We start from the raw sequence: 16,195 nt of genomic DNA, 5'->3' as shown, positions 1-16,195 counted from the left end.
CTCAGCTCACTCTCAGGCGTTTGCCAATCGCCATCTGTACCAGTGTGATCACCAGCGTCACGGCGAACAGCACCACGGTAATGGCAGAGGCGTAGCCTTTCTCTTGCAGATAGAAGGCGTATTTGTAGAACAGGTTGGTGATGGTCATCACGTCACCTTCCACCAGGGCGCGGTCGAACATCAGGAACACCACGTCAAAGATTTGCAGGATCTCGATAAAGCTCATCACCGACACAAAGAACAGCGTCGGCACCATCATCGGCAGCGTGATAAAGAAGAAACGGCGCAGGGTGCTGATACCGTCGATATCGGCGGCTTCATACAGCTGGCGGGGGATACTTTGCAAACCGGCCAGCAGGATGATGATTTTCAGCGCCAGCGACGACCAGATAATGATGATGGACACGCTGATGCGTACCACGTCCGGATCGGAGAGCCAGGCGACCGGCGCAATGTGCAGCAGGTTTAGCCCTTGGTTAATCAGGCCAAAATCTTTGTTGAACAGCCACTGCCACACCATTGCCACTGCGGCAGGCATGGTCACCGCCGGTAGGAACAGCAGGGTGCGCAACAGCGCTTTGCCGCGAATGTTCTGGTTCAGCCCAATCGCCAGCAGCAACGACAGCAGCAAGATCACCGGTACGCACACCACCACATAAAACAGGGTGTTGAAGGCGGCGGTATAGAAGTCATCGTCCTCAAACAGGTTGATGTAGTTGTCAAAGCTGATGGTCGTCCAGCTCATAAACTGGTTGAGGTCGGTAAAGCTGTAAAAAATGTTCTGTAAAAACGGGATGAAGTAAAACACCGTCAGGCCGATCACCAGCGGCAGGATCATCACCCAGCCCCAGAAGCGTTCGGCTCGCTCCAGGCGGCTTAATGCGGCACGAGGTTTGCTCTTTGCCTGTTTTATGTTGGCCGTAGCCGTTTCTGCCAGCGACATGTCGCCATTCCTCACCTTTGACTGCTCAGTGTTTCCGCTGCGACCTGCCTTCGGGTAGGCAGGCCGTAGCGCGGGGAATTACTGCTCCATGATGCGTTCGATCTTCTTGATCGATTTATCCATTTCCGTACGGGCATCCGCGCCCATAAAGATTTTCTTCAGGCTGCCGATCCACATGTTTTGCCACTTAGGCGTGTTGGTGCCTGCGGTTGGATAGGCCTCGGTCACCTCCAGCGTTTGGATGTACGGAGTAACGTCAACCTTTTTGACTTCCTCCGCCCAGGCTTTAGCCGCGATCTTGTTGGCCGGGATCACTACCTTCGCCAGGGTGGCTTGCGAGGCTTCGCTGCTCATAAACTCGATGTACTTCCAGGCTTCCTGCTTGTGGTCGCTCTTGGCGGACATGGCATAGGCCAGGCTGTGAGCCACGCCAGACTGGCGCTCGATCTTCGGCATCATCACCACGCCGATGTGTTCGTTGATCAGCGGGTTGTTGGCGAACGGTGCGGCCAGCCAGGAACCGGCATACACCATGGCGGCACGGTTGGACTGGAAGATGTTTTCGGTCTTCACTTCGCTCATCTGCTGGGCGGTCGGCATCAGGCCGTCTTTCATCATCCCTTGTAGCTGCTGGTAGACCCAGATGGCGTTGTCGTTGGCGATATCGGTCGGTTGGCCATCTTTTGGCACGATATGATTGCCTTTCTGGAACAGCAGGTTCATATAGCTGTCCTGGCCGTCGATGCTGAGATCCATCACCAGCGGGAAGGCGCTGCCCTTCAGGCCGGTTTGCAATTCGGCGGCCTTTTTCTTCATGTCGTCCCAGGTCCAGTCGCTGGTGGGATAGCTGACGCCGGCCTGATCGAACAGTTTTTTGTTGTACCACACGGCAATGGAATCAACGTCGCGCGGGATGGCCATTTGTTGGCCGTCGTATTGATAAGCCTTAACGGAGCTGGCAACGATATTATCCAGATTGACCGTGCCGTCTTTTAAATAATCGCCCAGCGGTTGCATAATGCCGTTTTTGGCATATTGCACAAAATAGGGCATGTTAATCCAGAATATATCCGGCGCGACACCACCGGCGGCGGCAGAATCTAATTTAACAAAGTATTGTGCAGCGGGGGTTAATTCTATTTCCACTTTGATATTCGGGTTGGCCTGTTCAAATCGTTTGGCAATTTCCTGTTCGGCAGGTAATTGGTTTCGATCCCAAACTGCATAACGTAATGTTATCTGATCGGCGGCATATAACATGGTCGGCAACAATAAAGCGGCTGCAACAGCGGAATGCAACAGAAAACGTCCGGCGTTTTTTCTAGGTGACATTGCTTTACCCTCGGTGTCGGCGAATACATTTTTTGTGAACGTGATTTCTTTCTATCCCTTAACTTTCAATGTGTCAATGCGGCCATTTTGCCCAAAAATGGGGCATGTATCTTTCACTGTTGTTAACAACGAAAGGTCAAAGCCACCAACCGAAAGCCTTTTTTGTTGATGAATTGTTAATGTCGAAGGGCGAAAATCCGTTGTCGGGCGGCAGTTATGGCTTGCTGGGGTCATAGGATTAACTGATAACCCTTGCACCATAATGGGGATTAAAAACGTTTTTATTGTGCAGGCCGCGGCATCTTTCATTTTTGTGATGCAAATAAACAAAAAAATTAATTTTTTGCTGGGTGAGAGGGCGTTCGCTGGCTTTTTTTGTTGGCCTATATTGCCTGTGGTGAAAAAACGCGCTAGCCTGAAATTAATTCAATCCTACCGTAAAATAAAACAGGGCAGCTATTATGCGTCTCGCGCTACTATTTACCCATTGCCTGGAGAAGATATTTCATCGCCAAGCCGCACCGCAAGTGGAACAGCAAAACCAATTCAGCTGTCTGAATAATGAGACACTCTCATGGCAAGGCGTGTATTGTCTGTACCGCGAGGATAATGAAACCCGTCGGGAATTACGTTATCAACTTGAGGGGGAATTGGCCGATGATATCAGCGTGCGCCACGTGCAGTCGGTGCCCAGCCACTTTCCCTGTTATGCCGAGGCCGATGAGAACTATCTGACGACCGAGCCTGGCCTATTTCCCGACCCGCTGATGCCCATTCAGGATCGGCGTTTTTTTGCCGCCTGCCGTTATTACGCTAGCCTGTGGCTGACCTTTACGCCGCCAGCGCAGGGTATTGCCGGTGGCGACTATCCGCTAACGCTGCGGTTGTTCGATCAAGAGACGGGGGAAGAGCTGGCCGCAACCAGCATGACGCTGCATGTAGTGCCCGCCGCCTTGCCAAAGCAGAGGTTGCTGCATACTGAATGGTTACATACCGACTGTTTGGCGGACTATTATCAGATTGCGGTGTTCAGCCCGCAATACTGGCAGGCAGTGCGCAACCTGGTGCGTAACGCGGTGGCAAATGGCGTGAATATGTTGCTAACGCCAATCTTTACGCCGCCGCTGGATACCGCCATCGGTGGCGAACGCACCACCGTGCAGTTGGTAGGGGTGAAACGCACCGTTGCAGGTTACCAATTTGATTTTGAACGGTTGGCTCAGTGGGTAGCGCTGGCGCAGGAGGAGGGGATCGAACACTTCGAAATTGCCCACCTGTTTACCCAATGGGGCGCAGCGCATGCGCCCAAAATTATGGTTGAGGTCGCGGGGGAAATGCAGCCGCTATTTGGTTGGCATACCGATGCCCACGGCAGCGAATATCAGCAGTTTCTGCAGGCATTGATGCCAGCGTTGACCGGTTGGTTCCGGGCCCGAGATCTGCAACGGCAGGTGTGGTTCCACATCTCGGATGAACCCAAACTGGAGAATATTGCCGCTTACCAACGTGCCAGCGATTCACTGCGGCCGTTGCTGGAGGGGTTCCGCACCTTCGATGCGCTGTCAGACTTTGACTTCTATCAGCGCGGGTTGGTGGAAACCCCGGTGGTAGCCACCGATCATATCGAGCCGTTCCTCGAGCATCAAACCCAGCAGCTGTGGGCCTATTACTGCTGCGTGCAAAGAACCGAGGTGGCCAACCGCTTCTTTGCTCAGCCTTCGGCCCGCAACCGCATTCTGGGTATCCAGCTTTACCTCTATAACATCAGCGGTTTCCTCCACTGGGGCTACAACTTCTATAACAGCAGCCATTCCCGGGAGAAACTGAATCCCTATGCGGTAACCGACAGCGGCAACGCCTTCCCCTCTGGCGATCCTTTTGTGGTTTATCCCGGGCCGGATTTCATGCCGATAGAATCGCTGCGCTTGCGGGTGTTCCATCAGGGGTTGCAAGACCTGCGGGCGTTGCAGTTGTTGGAGAGCCTGACCGATCGCGCCACGGTGGAGCAGTTGATCGATCAAGCGCTGGGGATGCGCATTACCTTCAAACGTTATCCTCACCAGGCCTCTGCCTTACTGCGGCTGCGGGAACAGGTCAACGCCCGTATAGAGGCGGCTCTGTAAACCAGAGGGATAGAGGGGCGAGCATTCTCGCCCCTGACGCCTGATTTCATCTTTTCGTCATCAAACGGTTATGTTCAGGTCATGACGCTGGCTTAAGTTTTCAGCGACTAGGCCAGGAGATGACCCGATGTTTACTTTGGATAGCCTGCTGCAAGATGTCTTCCCACAGCGTTCTCCCCCAGCCTGGCAGCGAAGCCTGCTAAGAACCTTACTGCGTGAAAGAGAATTCAGACAGTTTGCCGCCGAATATCCGCACCTGAAAGGGTTGGATCTGATCGAGCAGGTGGTGGACTACTTTCATTTGAGTTGTGAACTGGTGGATGGGGATCTGGAAAACATTCCCAGCCAAGGCCCAGTGGTGTTGGTTGCCAACCATCCCATTGGTTCGCTGGATGGCTTGGTGCTGTTGCGGACCGTTGCGGCGGTACGGCCAGACGTCAAGGTAGTGGCCAACCAGCTACTGAGCTGTATCGAACCCTTACGTAATCTGTTTGTACCGGTTGATAACCTGGGCAACCGCACCAACCGCCAGCAGATCGCAGCCATGCAGGCCCAGTTGGATAATCAGGGGGTGCTGATCCTGTTCCCGGCGGGGGAAGTGTCCCGCATGAGCCCCAAAGGGATACGCGATGGCCACTGGCATACCGGATTTCTGCGGTTGGCTGCCAAGGCGCGGGCACCGATCGTACCCATCCATATCAGCGCCCGAAACAGCGGCCTGTTCTATTTGACCTCGCTGATTTATCGCCCGTTATCCACCTTGCTGTTGGTGCGCGAGATGTTCAAACAGCAGGGTGGACGGATCAAAATCCGCATCGGCGGGCGCATTCCGTTTGCCCATTGGCATGATGGCCATACTCAAGCACGCGATCTCGCCGAGCGTTTCCGTCGCCATGTCTATCGGCTTGGTCAGGGGAGGCCGGGACTGTTTACCAGCGAATCGGCCATCGCCTTGGCGGAAGATCGCCTCGAGTTGAAAAAAGCGTTGGCGGTCTGCGAAAGACTGGGTGTTACGCCAGATGGCAAAACCATTTTCCTTTATCGCCGCCAGGGGGAGGCCAGAGCACCGATCCTGCGGGAGCTTGGCCGCCTGCGTGAGATCGCTTTCCGTGCCGTGGGCGAAGGCTCGGGGCGGCGGCGCGATTTGGACAGCTATGACGACGACTATTATCACCTGGTGCTGTGGGATGAGGAGGAGCTGGAAATCGTCGGTGCCTATCGCTTTATTCCTACGGCACCGCAGTTGGCCAGCAAGGGACTGGCAGGCATCTACAGCAACAGCCTGTTCCATTACGATCACGATATGACGCCGATCCTTGACCAGGGGATTGAGTTAGGCCGCAGCTTTATTCAACCGGCCTATTGGGGGAAGCGCGGTCTGGATTACCTGTGGCTCGGCATTGGCGCCTATCTGGCCAAATATCCACAGTATCGCTACCTGTTCGGCCCGGTATCCATTTCAGGCGGTATGCCGGTTGCCGCCCGCGATTTGTTGATTGCCTTCTATCGTCTCTATTTCTCTCCAGACCATGCTATGGCACAGTCACGGCAACCTTATCCGGCCTCCTTGCCGCAGGTATTGGCCCAGTTCGCTGGTGATGATTATCAGCAAGACTTGCTGCGCCTGAAAAGCCTGTTGAGCAACCTCGGCTGTTCGATCCCGACCTTGTACAAGCAATACACCGAGCTGTGTGAACCTGGCGGCGTGCAGTTTATCGACTTCGGTACCGATCCGGCGTTCAACCACTGTATCGATGGTTTGGTGTTGGTGGATCTGACGCGGCTGAAGCCTGCCCGCTATCAGCGCTATATTGCCGCCCATCTTTAGTTCGGTTAATCCTGTAAGGGCGTTGCATGCTGCGCCCATTCATAACATCAATGGGTCATGGCACACCGGCTCCGTTTTGACCGAAAGTGCGGCCACGCCAGATTCTCCCATGGGATATTGGTAGCCGGTGAGAGGATCGCCTAGAATTAGCGCTTTCTCGCGCCGGAGTGCCCTATGTATCACCCTTATACCCCAACCTTGTTGTCTGCCGATGAGCCTGCGGCCGTGAGCGTTGAGCTGCCACAGGCGACTTCTCCTTTCTTACTGCTGTGCGATCACGCAGGGCAGGCCATCCCAAAACGTTTGGGCGATCTTGGGCTGGCCAGCGGCGATATCGATCGGCATATCGGCTGGGATATCGGTGCGCTGGCAGTTTCCCGCCTGCTGGCCCAACAGTTGGATGCAACATTAATCCATCAGCACTACTCGCGTTTGGTGATCGATTGTAACCGTACGCCGGGGATTGCCAGTTCGATCCCACCGTTATCGGAAGTTACGCCAATTCCTGGCAATCAAGGGATCAGCGCGGCCGAAGCGGGAGCCCGTGAACAGGAAATTTTTCAGCCTTACCACCAGGCCATCAATCACACGCTGGCAGCTCGCCGCGCCAATAACCAACCCAGCGCGGTGATCGCTATGCACAGCTTTACGCCGGTGTTTAAAGGCGATGCGCGGCCGTGGCAGGTTGGGCTACTGTTTAACCGCCATCCACAATTTGCCCTGCTGTTGGCGGAGTTGCTGCGTGCAGAAGGGGATTTACAGGTCGGTATCAACGAGCCTTATGCGATGACTGATGCGACCGACTACACGCTGCCGGTGCATGCGGAACGCCATGAATTACCTTATGTTGGCATTGAGATCCGCCAGGATTTAATCGGGGATAGTGCGGGCCAGGCAGCATGGGCAGCCCGTTTTGCCCGGCTATTGCCATTATTATGGCAACGCTGGGAAATTTGACTTTAGTATTGATGGCGGTGATGATTGCGTAAGGAAAGCGTTAGCGTCGATGGACAATGCTGGGAGTGACGGGTGGAACATATTGATAACGGACGGTTTATCAAGCAGGAGCGTTTTGAAGTTCTGGCAATCTTGCGCGACATCTATAAGCAAAGAACGCCGCTGCGTGTCGTCAATCAACAACATGAATTCATTGGCCAATTATTGAGCGTTGGCGCTGATAACATCGTCTTTGATTGCGATGCTCCAGAGCAGATCCCAGGTGGGAAATTCAGCATTGTGATTGAAAACCATGATGCAAAAATCGAATTCTCCGTCGACCAGGCGCAGCTGACCGAGCATAACGACATGCCGGTTTACGAGGCGTGCCTGCCGAAACAGCTGGTTTATATCCAGCGTCGCCGCCAGTTACGTATCACCACGCCTTATTGGCGTGAATTCTTCTGTAACGGTGAACACAGCGATGGCACCCCTTATCAACTGCGAATTCACGATCTTTCGCCGGGTGGCGTTGGTTTGCGTATTGATGGCGCGGTACCCGACTATATGCAGCCGGGGCTGGTGTTTAATAAGGCGCAGTTGGATTTGGGAGATTACGGCAAGTTCAAGGTGAATATGGAACTGATCGCCGTGAATCAAGATCATGATATTGATGAAGACCAAACGCATCACTTCATGCGCCTGTCCTGCCGTTTTCTCAAGATGGGGATGCTGACCGAACGCAAAATTCAAAGCGCGGTGTTTGCTTTTGAATTGGATTTCAACAAGAAGAAAAAACGCTAAACCCCTCACCCCAACCCTCTCCCACAGGGAGAGGGAGCTAATAGCTCCTGCTAATTTGGAAGTAAAGAGGTACTCTCAGCAACCTCACTCGCCCCATCTACAAAGGTGAGTCAGTCGATGTTCAAGGCGAATAACTCTACTTTCAGCCTAACTCGATCGGTTCCCTCTCCCTGTGGGAGAGGGTTAGGGTGAGGGGCATCACATCACTTCAGCGCCCGCAGGTGGCCGATCTCCTGCCAACCGTGACGCGCTGCATCTTCCAATACCGCACACACCTCATGGATCGCCGTCGGCACTGCCTTGCTGAAAGGTTCCCCCTGCAGTAAATGGGCAATTAACAGCGCGGTGAACATGTCACCCGTCCCCTTCACCGGCGAATCGATTTTGGCATGGGTGAAGCTTTGCGCCTCGTCGGCGGTGACCAGCAACAGGCCAACTTCTTGAGCACTGTTGGCTACGCCAGGTGCGCTGGTGACCAGTACCCACTGCGTATTGCCTTTGAGTAGCGCCCGCGCAGCCTGTTCGGTTTGCTCACGCGTGCTCAACGCCATGCCGCACAGCTGCTCCAGTTCAAAACCGTTCGGCGTCAGGCCATGGGCCAGATTGAGGTATGGCGAGCGATAACGCTCAACCAGACGTTTGTCGACGTAAACCCCTTCGCCATAGTCTCCCATCACCGGATCGATATAGATCTTGATACCCGGGTTGAGGGCAATCACCCGCGGCAGCCAGTCGGCCAGAATATGGCACTGCGCAACGTCACCCAGGTAACCGATAATGATGGCCCGCGCGCGGCACACGACTTCACGGGCGATCAGATCTTCCAGAAAACCACTAAACCATTCGCTGGAGATCGCTCCCCCGTGCGGCGCGCCGTAATAGGGCGGGCAACCAAACAACACGCTCGGTACCTGCAACACCTCCAGGTTTTTCTTCAACAACGTGCGGTAGGCAATGCCATTCCCCACGCTACCGTAGACCACCTGCGACTGAATGGTGATCACATCAATGGGTGGTGGCCGCAGTTTAGAGCCTTGTTGCATGTGGACTTCCTTGGTTCATTGTTATTCAAGCGCAACGGTCGGCAGAGGTAACTCGCCGAGGTAGAGAAGTTTAACCTATTGAAGGGGATGGCTACAGTAGGTCGCGGGAGAGTTTGATGATTTTTCGTTGGATCGCTTGCGATTTTTCCTGCGGCTAATCGTGATGCGAATCACAAAGCTTGCCGTTGCCGGTTGCCTGGCGATCGCGTCCGCGGTATTACTTGCGCCGTAGCCTAATCAGCTACTCAATCATTTTTATGATGGCGTGTTACTGCGCAAGCAGGCAAGACCAAAATAGAAATGCACTTCTTCTGTTGAAGGGGAGCATTTTCATTTTGGTCTTTTTTTTTGCTTTTTTGCCGGGGAAAACCTATGGATTATAACAAGTTGGGCTTGGACATATTGGCACTGGTCGGGGGGAAGGATAACGTCAGTAAGCTGACGCACTGCGCCACCCGCCTGCGGATGGAGTTTAACGACGATAGTCGGGTAGATGCGAAGGCGATCGAAGCATTGCCCGGTGTGATCAGCGTGGTCGAGCGCGGTGGCCAGTTCCAGATTGTGGTGGGCAACAACGTGCAACAGACTTTCCGCGCGTTGCAAAAAGCGATCGGCCAACCGCTGGGCAAACCGGGCGGACAGCAAAAGAACAAGGCCAAGGGCGGTGTCTTTACGCAGATTATCAGCGTGATTTCGACCACCTTTACGCCGGTGATCCCGGCTATTACCGGTGCGGGGATGATCAAGGCGCTGCTGGCGATCCTCAAGTTAACTGGGGCGATCAGCGCGGCCAGCCCAACTTACCATCTGCTGGATACCATCGCCGATGCCGCCTTCTTTTTCCTGCCGGTGCTGCTGGCCTATGGCGCCTCGATCAAGTTTGAATGTAACCCTATTCTGGCCATGACCATCGCGGGAGCCTTGCTGCACCCTAATCTTGCCCAGATGCTGGCCGCCGGATCGCCAATCGATTTTATTGGCATCCCGGTGCGGTTGGCCGATTATGCCGGTTCGGTGCTGCCGATCATCTTCACGGTATGGTTGATGTCCTATATCGAGCGCTTTGCCGAGAAAGTCTCGCCGACCATGATTAAATTCTTCACCAAGCCGATGATCATCCTGCTGGTTACCACGCCGCTAGCCTTGGTGGCGGTAGGGCCGTTCGGCATTTTCCTCAACGATCTGGTGGCCAGCGGCGCGGCGATTATCGATGGCAAGGCCAGTTGGCTGATCCCGATGTTGATGGGCGGGCTGCAACCGTTCCTGGTGATCACCGGCACCGCGTGGGCGATGACGCCTATTGCTACCGGCCAGTTGAGTAAAAACGGTTTTGAAATGATTAATGGCCCCGGCATGTTGGCTTCCAACATCGCCCAGGGCGCGGCAACCCTGTGCGTAGCGTTCCGCACCAAGAACAAAAACCTGCGTCAATTGGCCTCATCCGCCGGTTTCACCGCGCTGTTGGGGATCACCGAACCTTCACTTTACGGCGTCACTCTGAAACTGCGTAAACCGCTGATCGCGGCCATGATCGGTGGCGGCTGTGCCGGTGTCTACGCGGGTGTCAGCGGTTTGGTGCGCTATGCCTTTGTTTCGCCAGGATTAGCGGCATTACCGGCCTTTATCGGCGAAAACCCGATGAATATCGTGCACGCCCTCATCACCTGCGTCATCGCCATCGTCGTGACCTTTGCCTTGACCTGGATCCTGGGCTTTGAGGATCCGGTTGATGAAGAAGAGGCAACAGCCACAGACAGCGCACCGTCTGGTGACGACGCATTGCTACACAGCCCGTTGGCAGGCCAACTGGTGGCGTTGGAACAGGTGAATGACGACGTATTCTCGCAAGGGTTGCTGGGTAAGGGTGTGGCGATAGTGCCTGAGCAAGGCGTGCTGCGTGCACCTGTGGACGGGGAAATCGTGACCTTCCTGCCTTCAAAGCATGCCGTGGGCATTAAGGCCGATAACGGTATGGAAGTGCTGATGCATATCGGCATCGATACCGTCAATCTTAACGGTGAGCATTTCAGCTCTCAACTGCAGGTGGGCGATCGGGTGAAAACCGGTGATGAGCTGGTGCGCTTTGATATTGCTGCGATTACCGCGCTGGGTTACGACATTATCACCCCAGTGCTGGTGGTCAACAGTGAGCAGTATCCGCACCTGAGCTGTCGGCAACCTGGCCCGGTGAACTTTGGTGAGCAAATTGTCGCGCTGAATACTGAGGAGCAAAACGCATGATTTACCAACAGCTGAACGATTTTCCACCAGGCTTCCTGTGGGGGGCCTCAACCTCGGCTTATCAGGTTGAGGGGGCATGGGACGAAGACGGCAAAAGTCCTTCCATTGTGGATATGCTCGATCATCCCACCGACACGGCAGATTTTAAGGTGGCCAGCGATCATTACCACCGTTTTCGTGAGGACGTTAAGCTGTTCGCCGAATTAGGGCTGAAGGCGTACCGTTTCTCCGTAGCCTGGACGCGCATTTTGCCCAACGGCACGGGCGAGGTGAATCAGCCTGGTCTGGCGTTCTATCGTGACCTGATCGATGAACTGCTCAAGCACGGCATTGAACCGGTGGTCACGCTCTACCATTTCGATCTGCCCTATGTGCTGGAACAACAGGGCGGTTGGAGCAACCGGCAGACCATCGATGCCTTTGTCGAGTATGCGGACGTGCTGTTCACTGCCTTTGGCGATAAGGTCAAATATTGGCTGACCATCAACGAGCAGAACACCATGATCCTGCACCCTGGGGCCATCGGTGTGCCGAAGGGCGGCGAACTGCCTACCAAGCCGGTACTTTATCAACAAAGCCACCATATGCTGGTGGCCCAGGCGCGGGTTATGGCTTTGTGCCATCAGCGCTGCCCCAAGGGAAAAATCGGCCCGGCGATCAATACCACTGCCATGTATCAGGAAACCTGCCATCCGTTGGATGCCATCGCGGCCCATAACTGGGAAACGCTGCGCTGCTGGAGCTTTCTGGATGTTGCAGTACATGGTCGTTACAATGCGTTGGCCTGGCGATATTTGCAGGATCGCGGCCTTGCCCCGGTGATTGAAGATGGAGATGCGGAGCTACTGCTGCAAGGGCGGCCGGATTATGTGGCGATTAACTACTATTCCACCGCCACCATCGCTGCCAGCCGTGGGGATGCCTCGGATATCACGGCTCGTGCGGGGGACCAGCAAATCATGCTGGGCGAACCGGGCGTGTATCGGGCAGCGGAAAATCCGTATGTCGACAAAACGCGTTATGGTTGGGTGATCGACCCCGTGGGCCTGCGGCTGACGCTGCGCAAGGTTTATGAACGTTATCATCTGCCGATTTTAATTACTGAAAATGGCATCGGCGCGCCGGACCAGCTATTGTCTGGGGATATCATCAATGATGATTACCGCATCGATTTTATGCGTGCGCATATCGAACAGATGCAGTTGGCGATTAACGATGGTGTCGATCTGCTGGGTTACTGCCCGTGGGCGGCGATCGATCTGGTCAGCACGCATCAGGGCTACGCCAAGCGCTACGGTTTTATCTATGTCAACCGTGGCGAACAGGATCTGCACGATCTGCGGCGTATCAAGAAGAACAGTTTCGCCTGGTATCAGCGCCTGATTGCCTCGAACGGCCAACAACGTGGATAACACAGTTTAATGATGAAAGTCGTCAAGGTGCTCAATAACAGCCTGGTGCTGTCCACCGACAACGATAACCGCGAAGTTATCGTGATGGGCAAGGGCATCGGGTTTAACAGCAAAGTGGGAGATGTGCTGGCTGCGGCCAGCATAGAAAAAGTCTATGTGGTGCAGAATGGTCAAACCGGCCACGACCATCTACGCCTGATAGAAGCCACGCCGGAGCAGCATATTGAGCTGGTGCAGATGATCCTCAGGCTGGCCAACAGCCAGCTTGGCGGCCGGGTCAACGAACAGATCTTTTTTACCCTGGTGGATCATCTCAGTTTTGCGATTGAGCGCTGCCGTAAAGGCATCATCATTCAGAACCGGCTGTTGCATGAGGTAAAACGCTTTTATCCGCAGGAATTTGCCGTGGCGTTACAGGCGCTGGCGCAGATCAACGAGCGTTTGGATATCCTGTTGCCAGAGGCAGAGGCGGGGAATATTGCCTTTCATCTGGTCAATGGCCAGACCGACGTACAGAGTATGGAGCACACGCTGCTGGCGGTGAAGATGCTGAAGGATATCTTCAACATCATCAAATACCATTTCCGCATTGATATCGCCACGGACTCGCTCAACTACTCGCGTTTCCTGCTACATATGCAGTTTTTCATTCAACGCATGATCGATAACAAACAGGTGAAGTCGAAAGACGATTTCCTGTTCTCGCAGGCGACGAAAGAGTATCCCGATGCCTATCGTTGCGCACTGGTGATCCGTGACTATGTGAAAAATCTGCTGCAAATGGAGATGTCCAACGACGAGCTGCTGTACTTGGTCATCCACCTGACGCGGATTGTCGATCGGGACGATTAGGCCCGGTCTACAGCGCGTTCACCGTTTCTGCCACCAACTGGCGCAACCGGGTAATCAGCGGTGACTGGCGGTGTTCACGCAGCGCCAGATACAGCGGGGCGCTCAGTTGAGCCTCCTCGGCAATGTTGCGAAAAACGATCCCGTCGCCGCCTAGACGCCGCATGGATGCCGGTACGATTGACAATCCCAGGCCAGCACCGACCAGATTCAGCGTGGCGGGCAGGCGTGGTGCCTCTTGCACAATGCGCGGGCTGAAACCGGCTCGGTGGCAGGCGGCCAGAATGGCATCATACAAACCTTGGCCCGCCGGGCGGCGATACAGGATCAGCGGTTCGTGGATCAGTTCGGTCAGGGGGACCTTTTCGCTGCTGTCTATCGCCAAACGATGGCCAACAGGCAAGGCGATAAGCATGGGTTCAAGCAGTACAGGTTCGATCAACAACCCTGGTATCCCGCTCACCGGCGAGCGTACGAAAGCCACATCCAGGCGTTCATCTACCAAGGCTTCCATTAGTTCTCCGCTGCCAGCCTCTTCCAGCAATGTGGTGATCCCGGGCAGAATATCGCGGTAACGGCGTAACAGATTGGGCACGAACGGATGCAGCGCCGCCGAACTGGTAAAACCGATCGCCAAATGACCTTGCTCACCCCGTGCCGCGCGATGGACCGCTTCGGTCAACTTCTCGGCTCTTGTCAGTAAAGCTCTTGCCTCGTTAAACAGCACGCTTCCTGCCTCTGTGGTGCGTACTCCACGCGGTAATCGTTGTAACAATTTTACGCCCAGTTCTTCCTCCAACCCTTGCAGCAAACGGGTCAGCGGCGGTTGCTGAATGTGCAACCGAACCGCGGCACGGGTGATATTTCCTTCTTCAACCACGGTAACGAACGCCCGCAGGCGGCGTAGCTCAATCATTTTCATACCTTATAGGTATCGAAACTGGTTTAGAAATGCATTAGACATCATGACATGGCCGCGCGCATCATGCGAGATAACAACTTGGGTGATGTGGGAAATGCAATGTCTGACTCTAACGCGGTACAGGATCATGAAGTCAATCAGCCACCGAGCAATGGTCAACTGTTTTCAGGTTTTCTTATGCTTGGTTTGATTGGTTTTGGCGGAGTGCTGCCGCTGGCGCGCAGCATGTTGGTGGAACAACGCCGTTGGTTAACCGCTGAGCAGTTCACCGAACTGTTGGGATTGTGCCAGTTCCTGCCGGGTGGCAACGTCATTAACCTTTCCGTGGCGGTGGGGATGGAGTTTCGCGGGCTGCGTGGTGCGCTATGTGCTTTGCTGGGGCTGATTTGCGCCCCAACGGCAATTGTGGTTGGCCTGGGCGTGATTTATGCCCGCTACCAAGACGATGCCCATGTGCAACACGTGTTCGCCGGGTTGGCCGCAGCGGCGGCGGGTTTGTTGCTCTCTACCGCGTTGAAAATGTTGTTGCCACTATGGGGGAAATGGTTGCCGTTAGCGATTGTCGCCATTGCTTTGGCGGCGATTGCCTGGTTACGCCTGCCATTGCTGCCTACCATGCTGGTGCTGGCCCCGCTAAGTATTCTGCTGGCCTGGAGGAAACCTTCATGATGGCGGTGTTAATCTCGTTGGCGATTATTTTTACCGAGCTTTCGCTGATGGCGTTCGGCGGCGGCTATACCATCCTGCCGGAAATGCAGCGCCAGGTAGTGGAGGTGCATCAATGGATGAGCGCCCAGGAATTTAGCGCGCTGTTCGCCATGGCACAGGCGGCACCGGGGCCGAATATGATGATCGTGCCGCTGATTGGTTGGCACGTCGCGGGCTGGGCCGGGCTGTTGGTTTCCTCCGTGGCCAAGTTTGGTCCGTCGTCCATCGTCACCATTCTGGTGATGGGCGCGTGGCGGCGTTTCAAAGATAAACCCTGGCGGCGTATCGTGCAGGTTGGGCTGGTGCCGGTCACGGTCGGGCTGGTTGCCGCCAGCGGCGTGCTGATTGCCCAGGCTTCAGCGACCAATTGGCGGTTGGCGATATTAATTGTGTTAGCGACGCTGCTGAGTATGAATAAACGTATTCATCCATTATGGATCTTGGCGGGCGGGGCGGTGCTGGGATTAGTGATGGGGTAACCACTTAATTATCTAGAGGGCGCAGCATGCTGCGCCCTTGGTCATTAATCTCAAGCCACCCGTTTTGGCAGGTGGCTTTTTCATCAAGGCAACTGACGATAATCCTCGTCGGATACCGGCTCCAACCACTCGTTGGAGGAACCTTCGGCCGGAACCGCCACGGCAATATGCGCAAACCAGCTATCCTGGGCTGCACCATGCCAGTGTTTGGCTCCTGCCGGGATATTGACCACGTCTCCGGCGGTAAGTTGGCGAGCCGGTTTATTCCACTCCTGATACCAGCCGCGTCCCCCGGTGACCAGGAGGATCTGGCCGCCCTGATGGTGAATATGCCAGTTATTCCGACAACCTGGTTCAAACACTACATTGCCAATGGCTACCCCTTCGGTGGTCAACATGTTCAGGTAGCTGGTGCCGGTGAAATATTGCGCATAGGCGTCGTTTTTTGGCCCTTTGGGGAAAATACCGTTACCGTCAAATTTCTCGTTCATTTTGTCTCCGCCGTCAAATTACGCCTGCTTTCAGGAAGCAACCAAAAAGGAGGACCGATGTGCTTATGGTCGACAGGAGGAAGT

Annotated in this window: 14 protein-coding genes; 9 read left to right on the top strand and 5 right to left on the bottom strand. The window is 54.8% G+C overall.

Annotated features, from left to right (window positions below):
- Nucleotide 1: 1 nt before the first annotated feature.
- Both D9980_RS07475 and D9980_RS07470 read right to left on the bottom strand, forming a co-directional pair.
- Nucleotides 2-943 carry a carbohydrate ABC transporter permease gene (locus D9980_RS07475; protein WP_098931052.1) on the bottom strand — a complete coding sequence of 314 codons (942 nt, stop codon included), beginning with the start codon at nt 941-943 and terminating at the stop codon, nt 2-4.
- Between the two features lie 78 nt (nt 944-1,021).
- Nucleotides 1,022-2,275, bottom strand: a complete 1,254-nt coding sequence (locus tag D9980_RS07470) for a sugar ABC transporter substrate-binding protein (protein WP_024486603.1) — start codon at nt 2,273-2,275, stop codon at nt 1,022-1,024.
- Between the two features lie 461 nt (nt 2,276-2,736).
- Here D9980_RS07470 and D9980_RS07465 point away from each other — a divergent pair, with 461 nt between their 5' ends.
- The 4 genes from D9980_RS07465 (at nt 2,737) to D9980_RS07450 (ending at nt 7,966) form a co-directional block, all read left to right on the top strand.
- Complete coding sequence (locus D9980_RS07465; RefSeq protein WP_121606916.1) at nt 2,737-4,398, top strand: DUF4091 domain-containing protein; 1,662 nt, start codon at nt 2,737-2,739, stop codon at nt 4,396-4,398.
- A gap of 127 nt (nt 4,399-4,525) precedes the next feature.
- Entirely contained in the window at nt 4,526-6,226 is a 1,701-nt protein-coding gene (locus D9980_RS07460) for a lysophospholipid acyltransferase family protein (RefSeq protein ID WP_121606915.1), read from the top strand.
- Between the two features lie 174 nt (nt 6,227-6,400).
- Entirely contained in the window at nt 6,401-7,183 is a 783-nt protein-coding gene (locus D9980_RS07455; RefSeq protein ID WP_121606914.1) for an N-formylglutamate amidohydrolase, read from the top strand.
- 72 nt (nt 7,184-7,255) lie between these two features.
- Nucleotides 7,256-7,966 carry a flagellar brake protein gene (locus tag D9980_RS07450; protein ID WP_046808268.1) on the top strand — a complete coding sequence of 237 codons (711 nt, stop codon included), beginning with the start codon at nt 7,256-7,258 and terminating at the stop codon, nt 7,964-7,966.
- 203 nt (nt 7,967-8,169) lie between these two features.
- Here D9980_RS07450 and D9980_RS07445 read toward each other — a convergent pair whose 3' ends face one another.
- Nucleotides 8,170-9,009 (bottom strand): PfkB family carbohydrate kinase, encoded by an 840-nt coding sequence (locus D9980_RS07445; protein WP_121606913.1) that lies wholly within the window; start codon nt 9,007-9,009, stop codon nt 8,170-8,172.
- A gap of 372 nt (nt 9,010-9,381) precedes the next feature.
- On the opposite strand from D9980_RS07445, the gene D9980_RS07440 reads away from it, so the two are divergent.
- The 3 genes from D9980_RS07440 to licT are packed head-to-tail and all read left to right on the top strand — an operon-like array spanning nt 9,382 to nt 13,514.
- Nucleotides 9,382-11,250 (top strand): beta-glucoside-specific PTS transporter subunit IIABC, encoded by a 1,869-nt coding sequence (locus D9980_RS07440; protein ID WP_121606912.1) that lies wholly within the window; start codon nt 9,382-9,384, stop codon nt 11,248-11,250.
- Complete coding sequence (locus tag D9980_RS07435) at nt 11,247-12,662, top strand: glycoside hydrolase family 1 protein (protein WP_024486611.1); 1,416 nt, start codon at nt 11,247-11,249, stop codon at nt 12,660-12,662. Before D9980_RS07440 ends, D9980_RS07435 begins: the two co-directional genes overlap by 4 nt.
- Nucleotides 12,663-12,674: 12 nt before the next feature.
- Nucleotides 12,675-13,514 (top strand): BglG family transcription antiterminator LicT, encoded by an 840-nt coding sequence (licT, locus tag D9980_RS07430; RefSeq protein WP_024486610.1) that lies wholly within the window; start codon nt 12,675-12,677, stop codon nt 13,512-13,514.
- Nucleotides 13,515-13,521: 7 nt separating this feature from the next.
- On the opposite strand, the gene D9980_RS07425 is transcribed toward licT, so the two are convergent.
- Entirely contained in the window at nt 13,522-14,433 is a 912-nt protein-coding gene (locus tag D9980_RS07425; RefSeq protein ID WP_121606911.1) for a LysR family transcriptional regulator, read from the bottom strand.
- Nucleotides 14,434-14,532: 99 nt separating this feature from the next.
- Here D9980_RS07425 and D9980_RS07420 point away from each other — a divergent pair, with 99 nt between their 5' ends.
- Nucleotides 14,533-15,102, top strand: coding sequence for a chromate transporter (locus D9980_RS07420; RefSeq protein WP_121606910.1), 570 nt, complete (start codon nt 14,533-14,535; stop codon nt 15,100-15,102).
- Nucleotides 15,099-15,620, top strand: a complete 522-nt coding sequence (locus D9980_RS07415) for a chromate transporter (protein ID WP_121606909.1) — start codon at nt 15,099-15,101, stop codon at nt 15,618-15,620. Before D9980_RS07420 ends, D9980_RS07415 begins: the two co-directional genes overlap by 4 nt.
- 83 nt (nt 15,621-15,703) lie before the next feature.
- Here the strand turns inward: D9980_RS07415 and D9980_RS07410 are convergent, their stop codons facing one another.
- Entirely contained in the window at nt 15,704-16,111 is a 408-nt protein-coding gene (locus D9980_RS07410; protein ID WP_024486661.1) for a cupin domain-containing protein, read from the bottom strand.
- Between the last annotated feature and the right edge of the window lie 84 nt (nt 16,112-16,195).

Source organism: Serratia sp. 3ACOL1, from assembly GCF_003668775.1.
In the GTDB taxonomy this organism is placed as follows: Bacteria; Pseudomonadota; Gammaproteobacteria; order Enterobacterales; family Enterobacteriaceae; genus Chania; species Chania fonticola.
The sequence above is the reverse complement of the archived record's forward strand: the minus strand, read 5'-3'. Positions and strand labels throughout refer to the sequence as shown.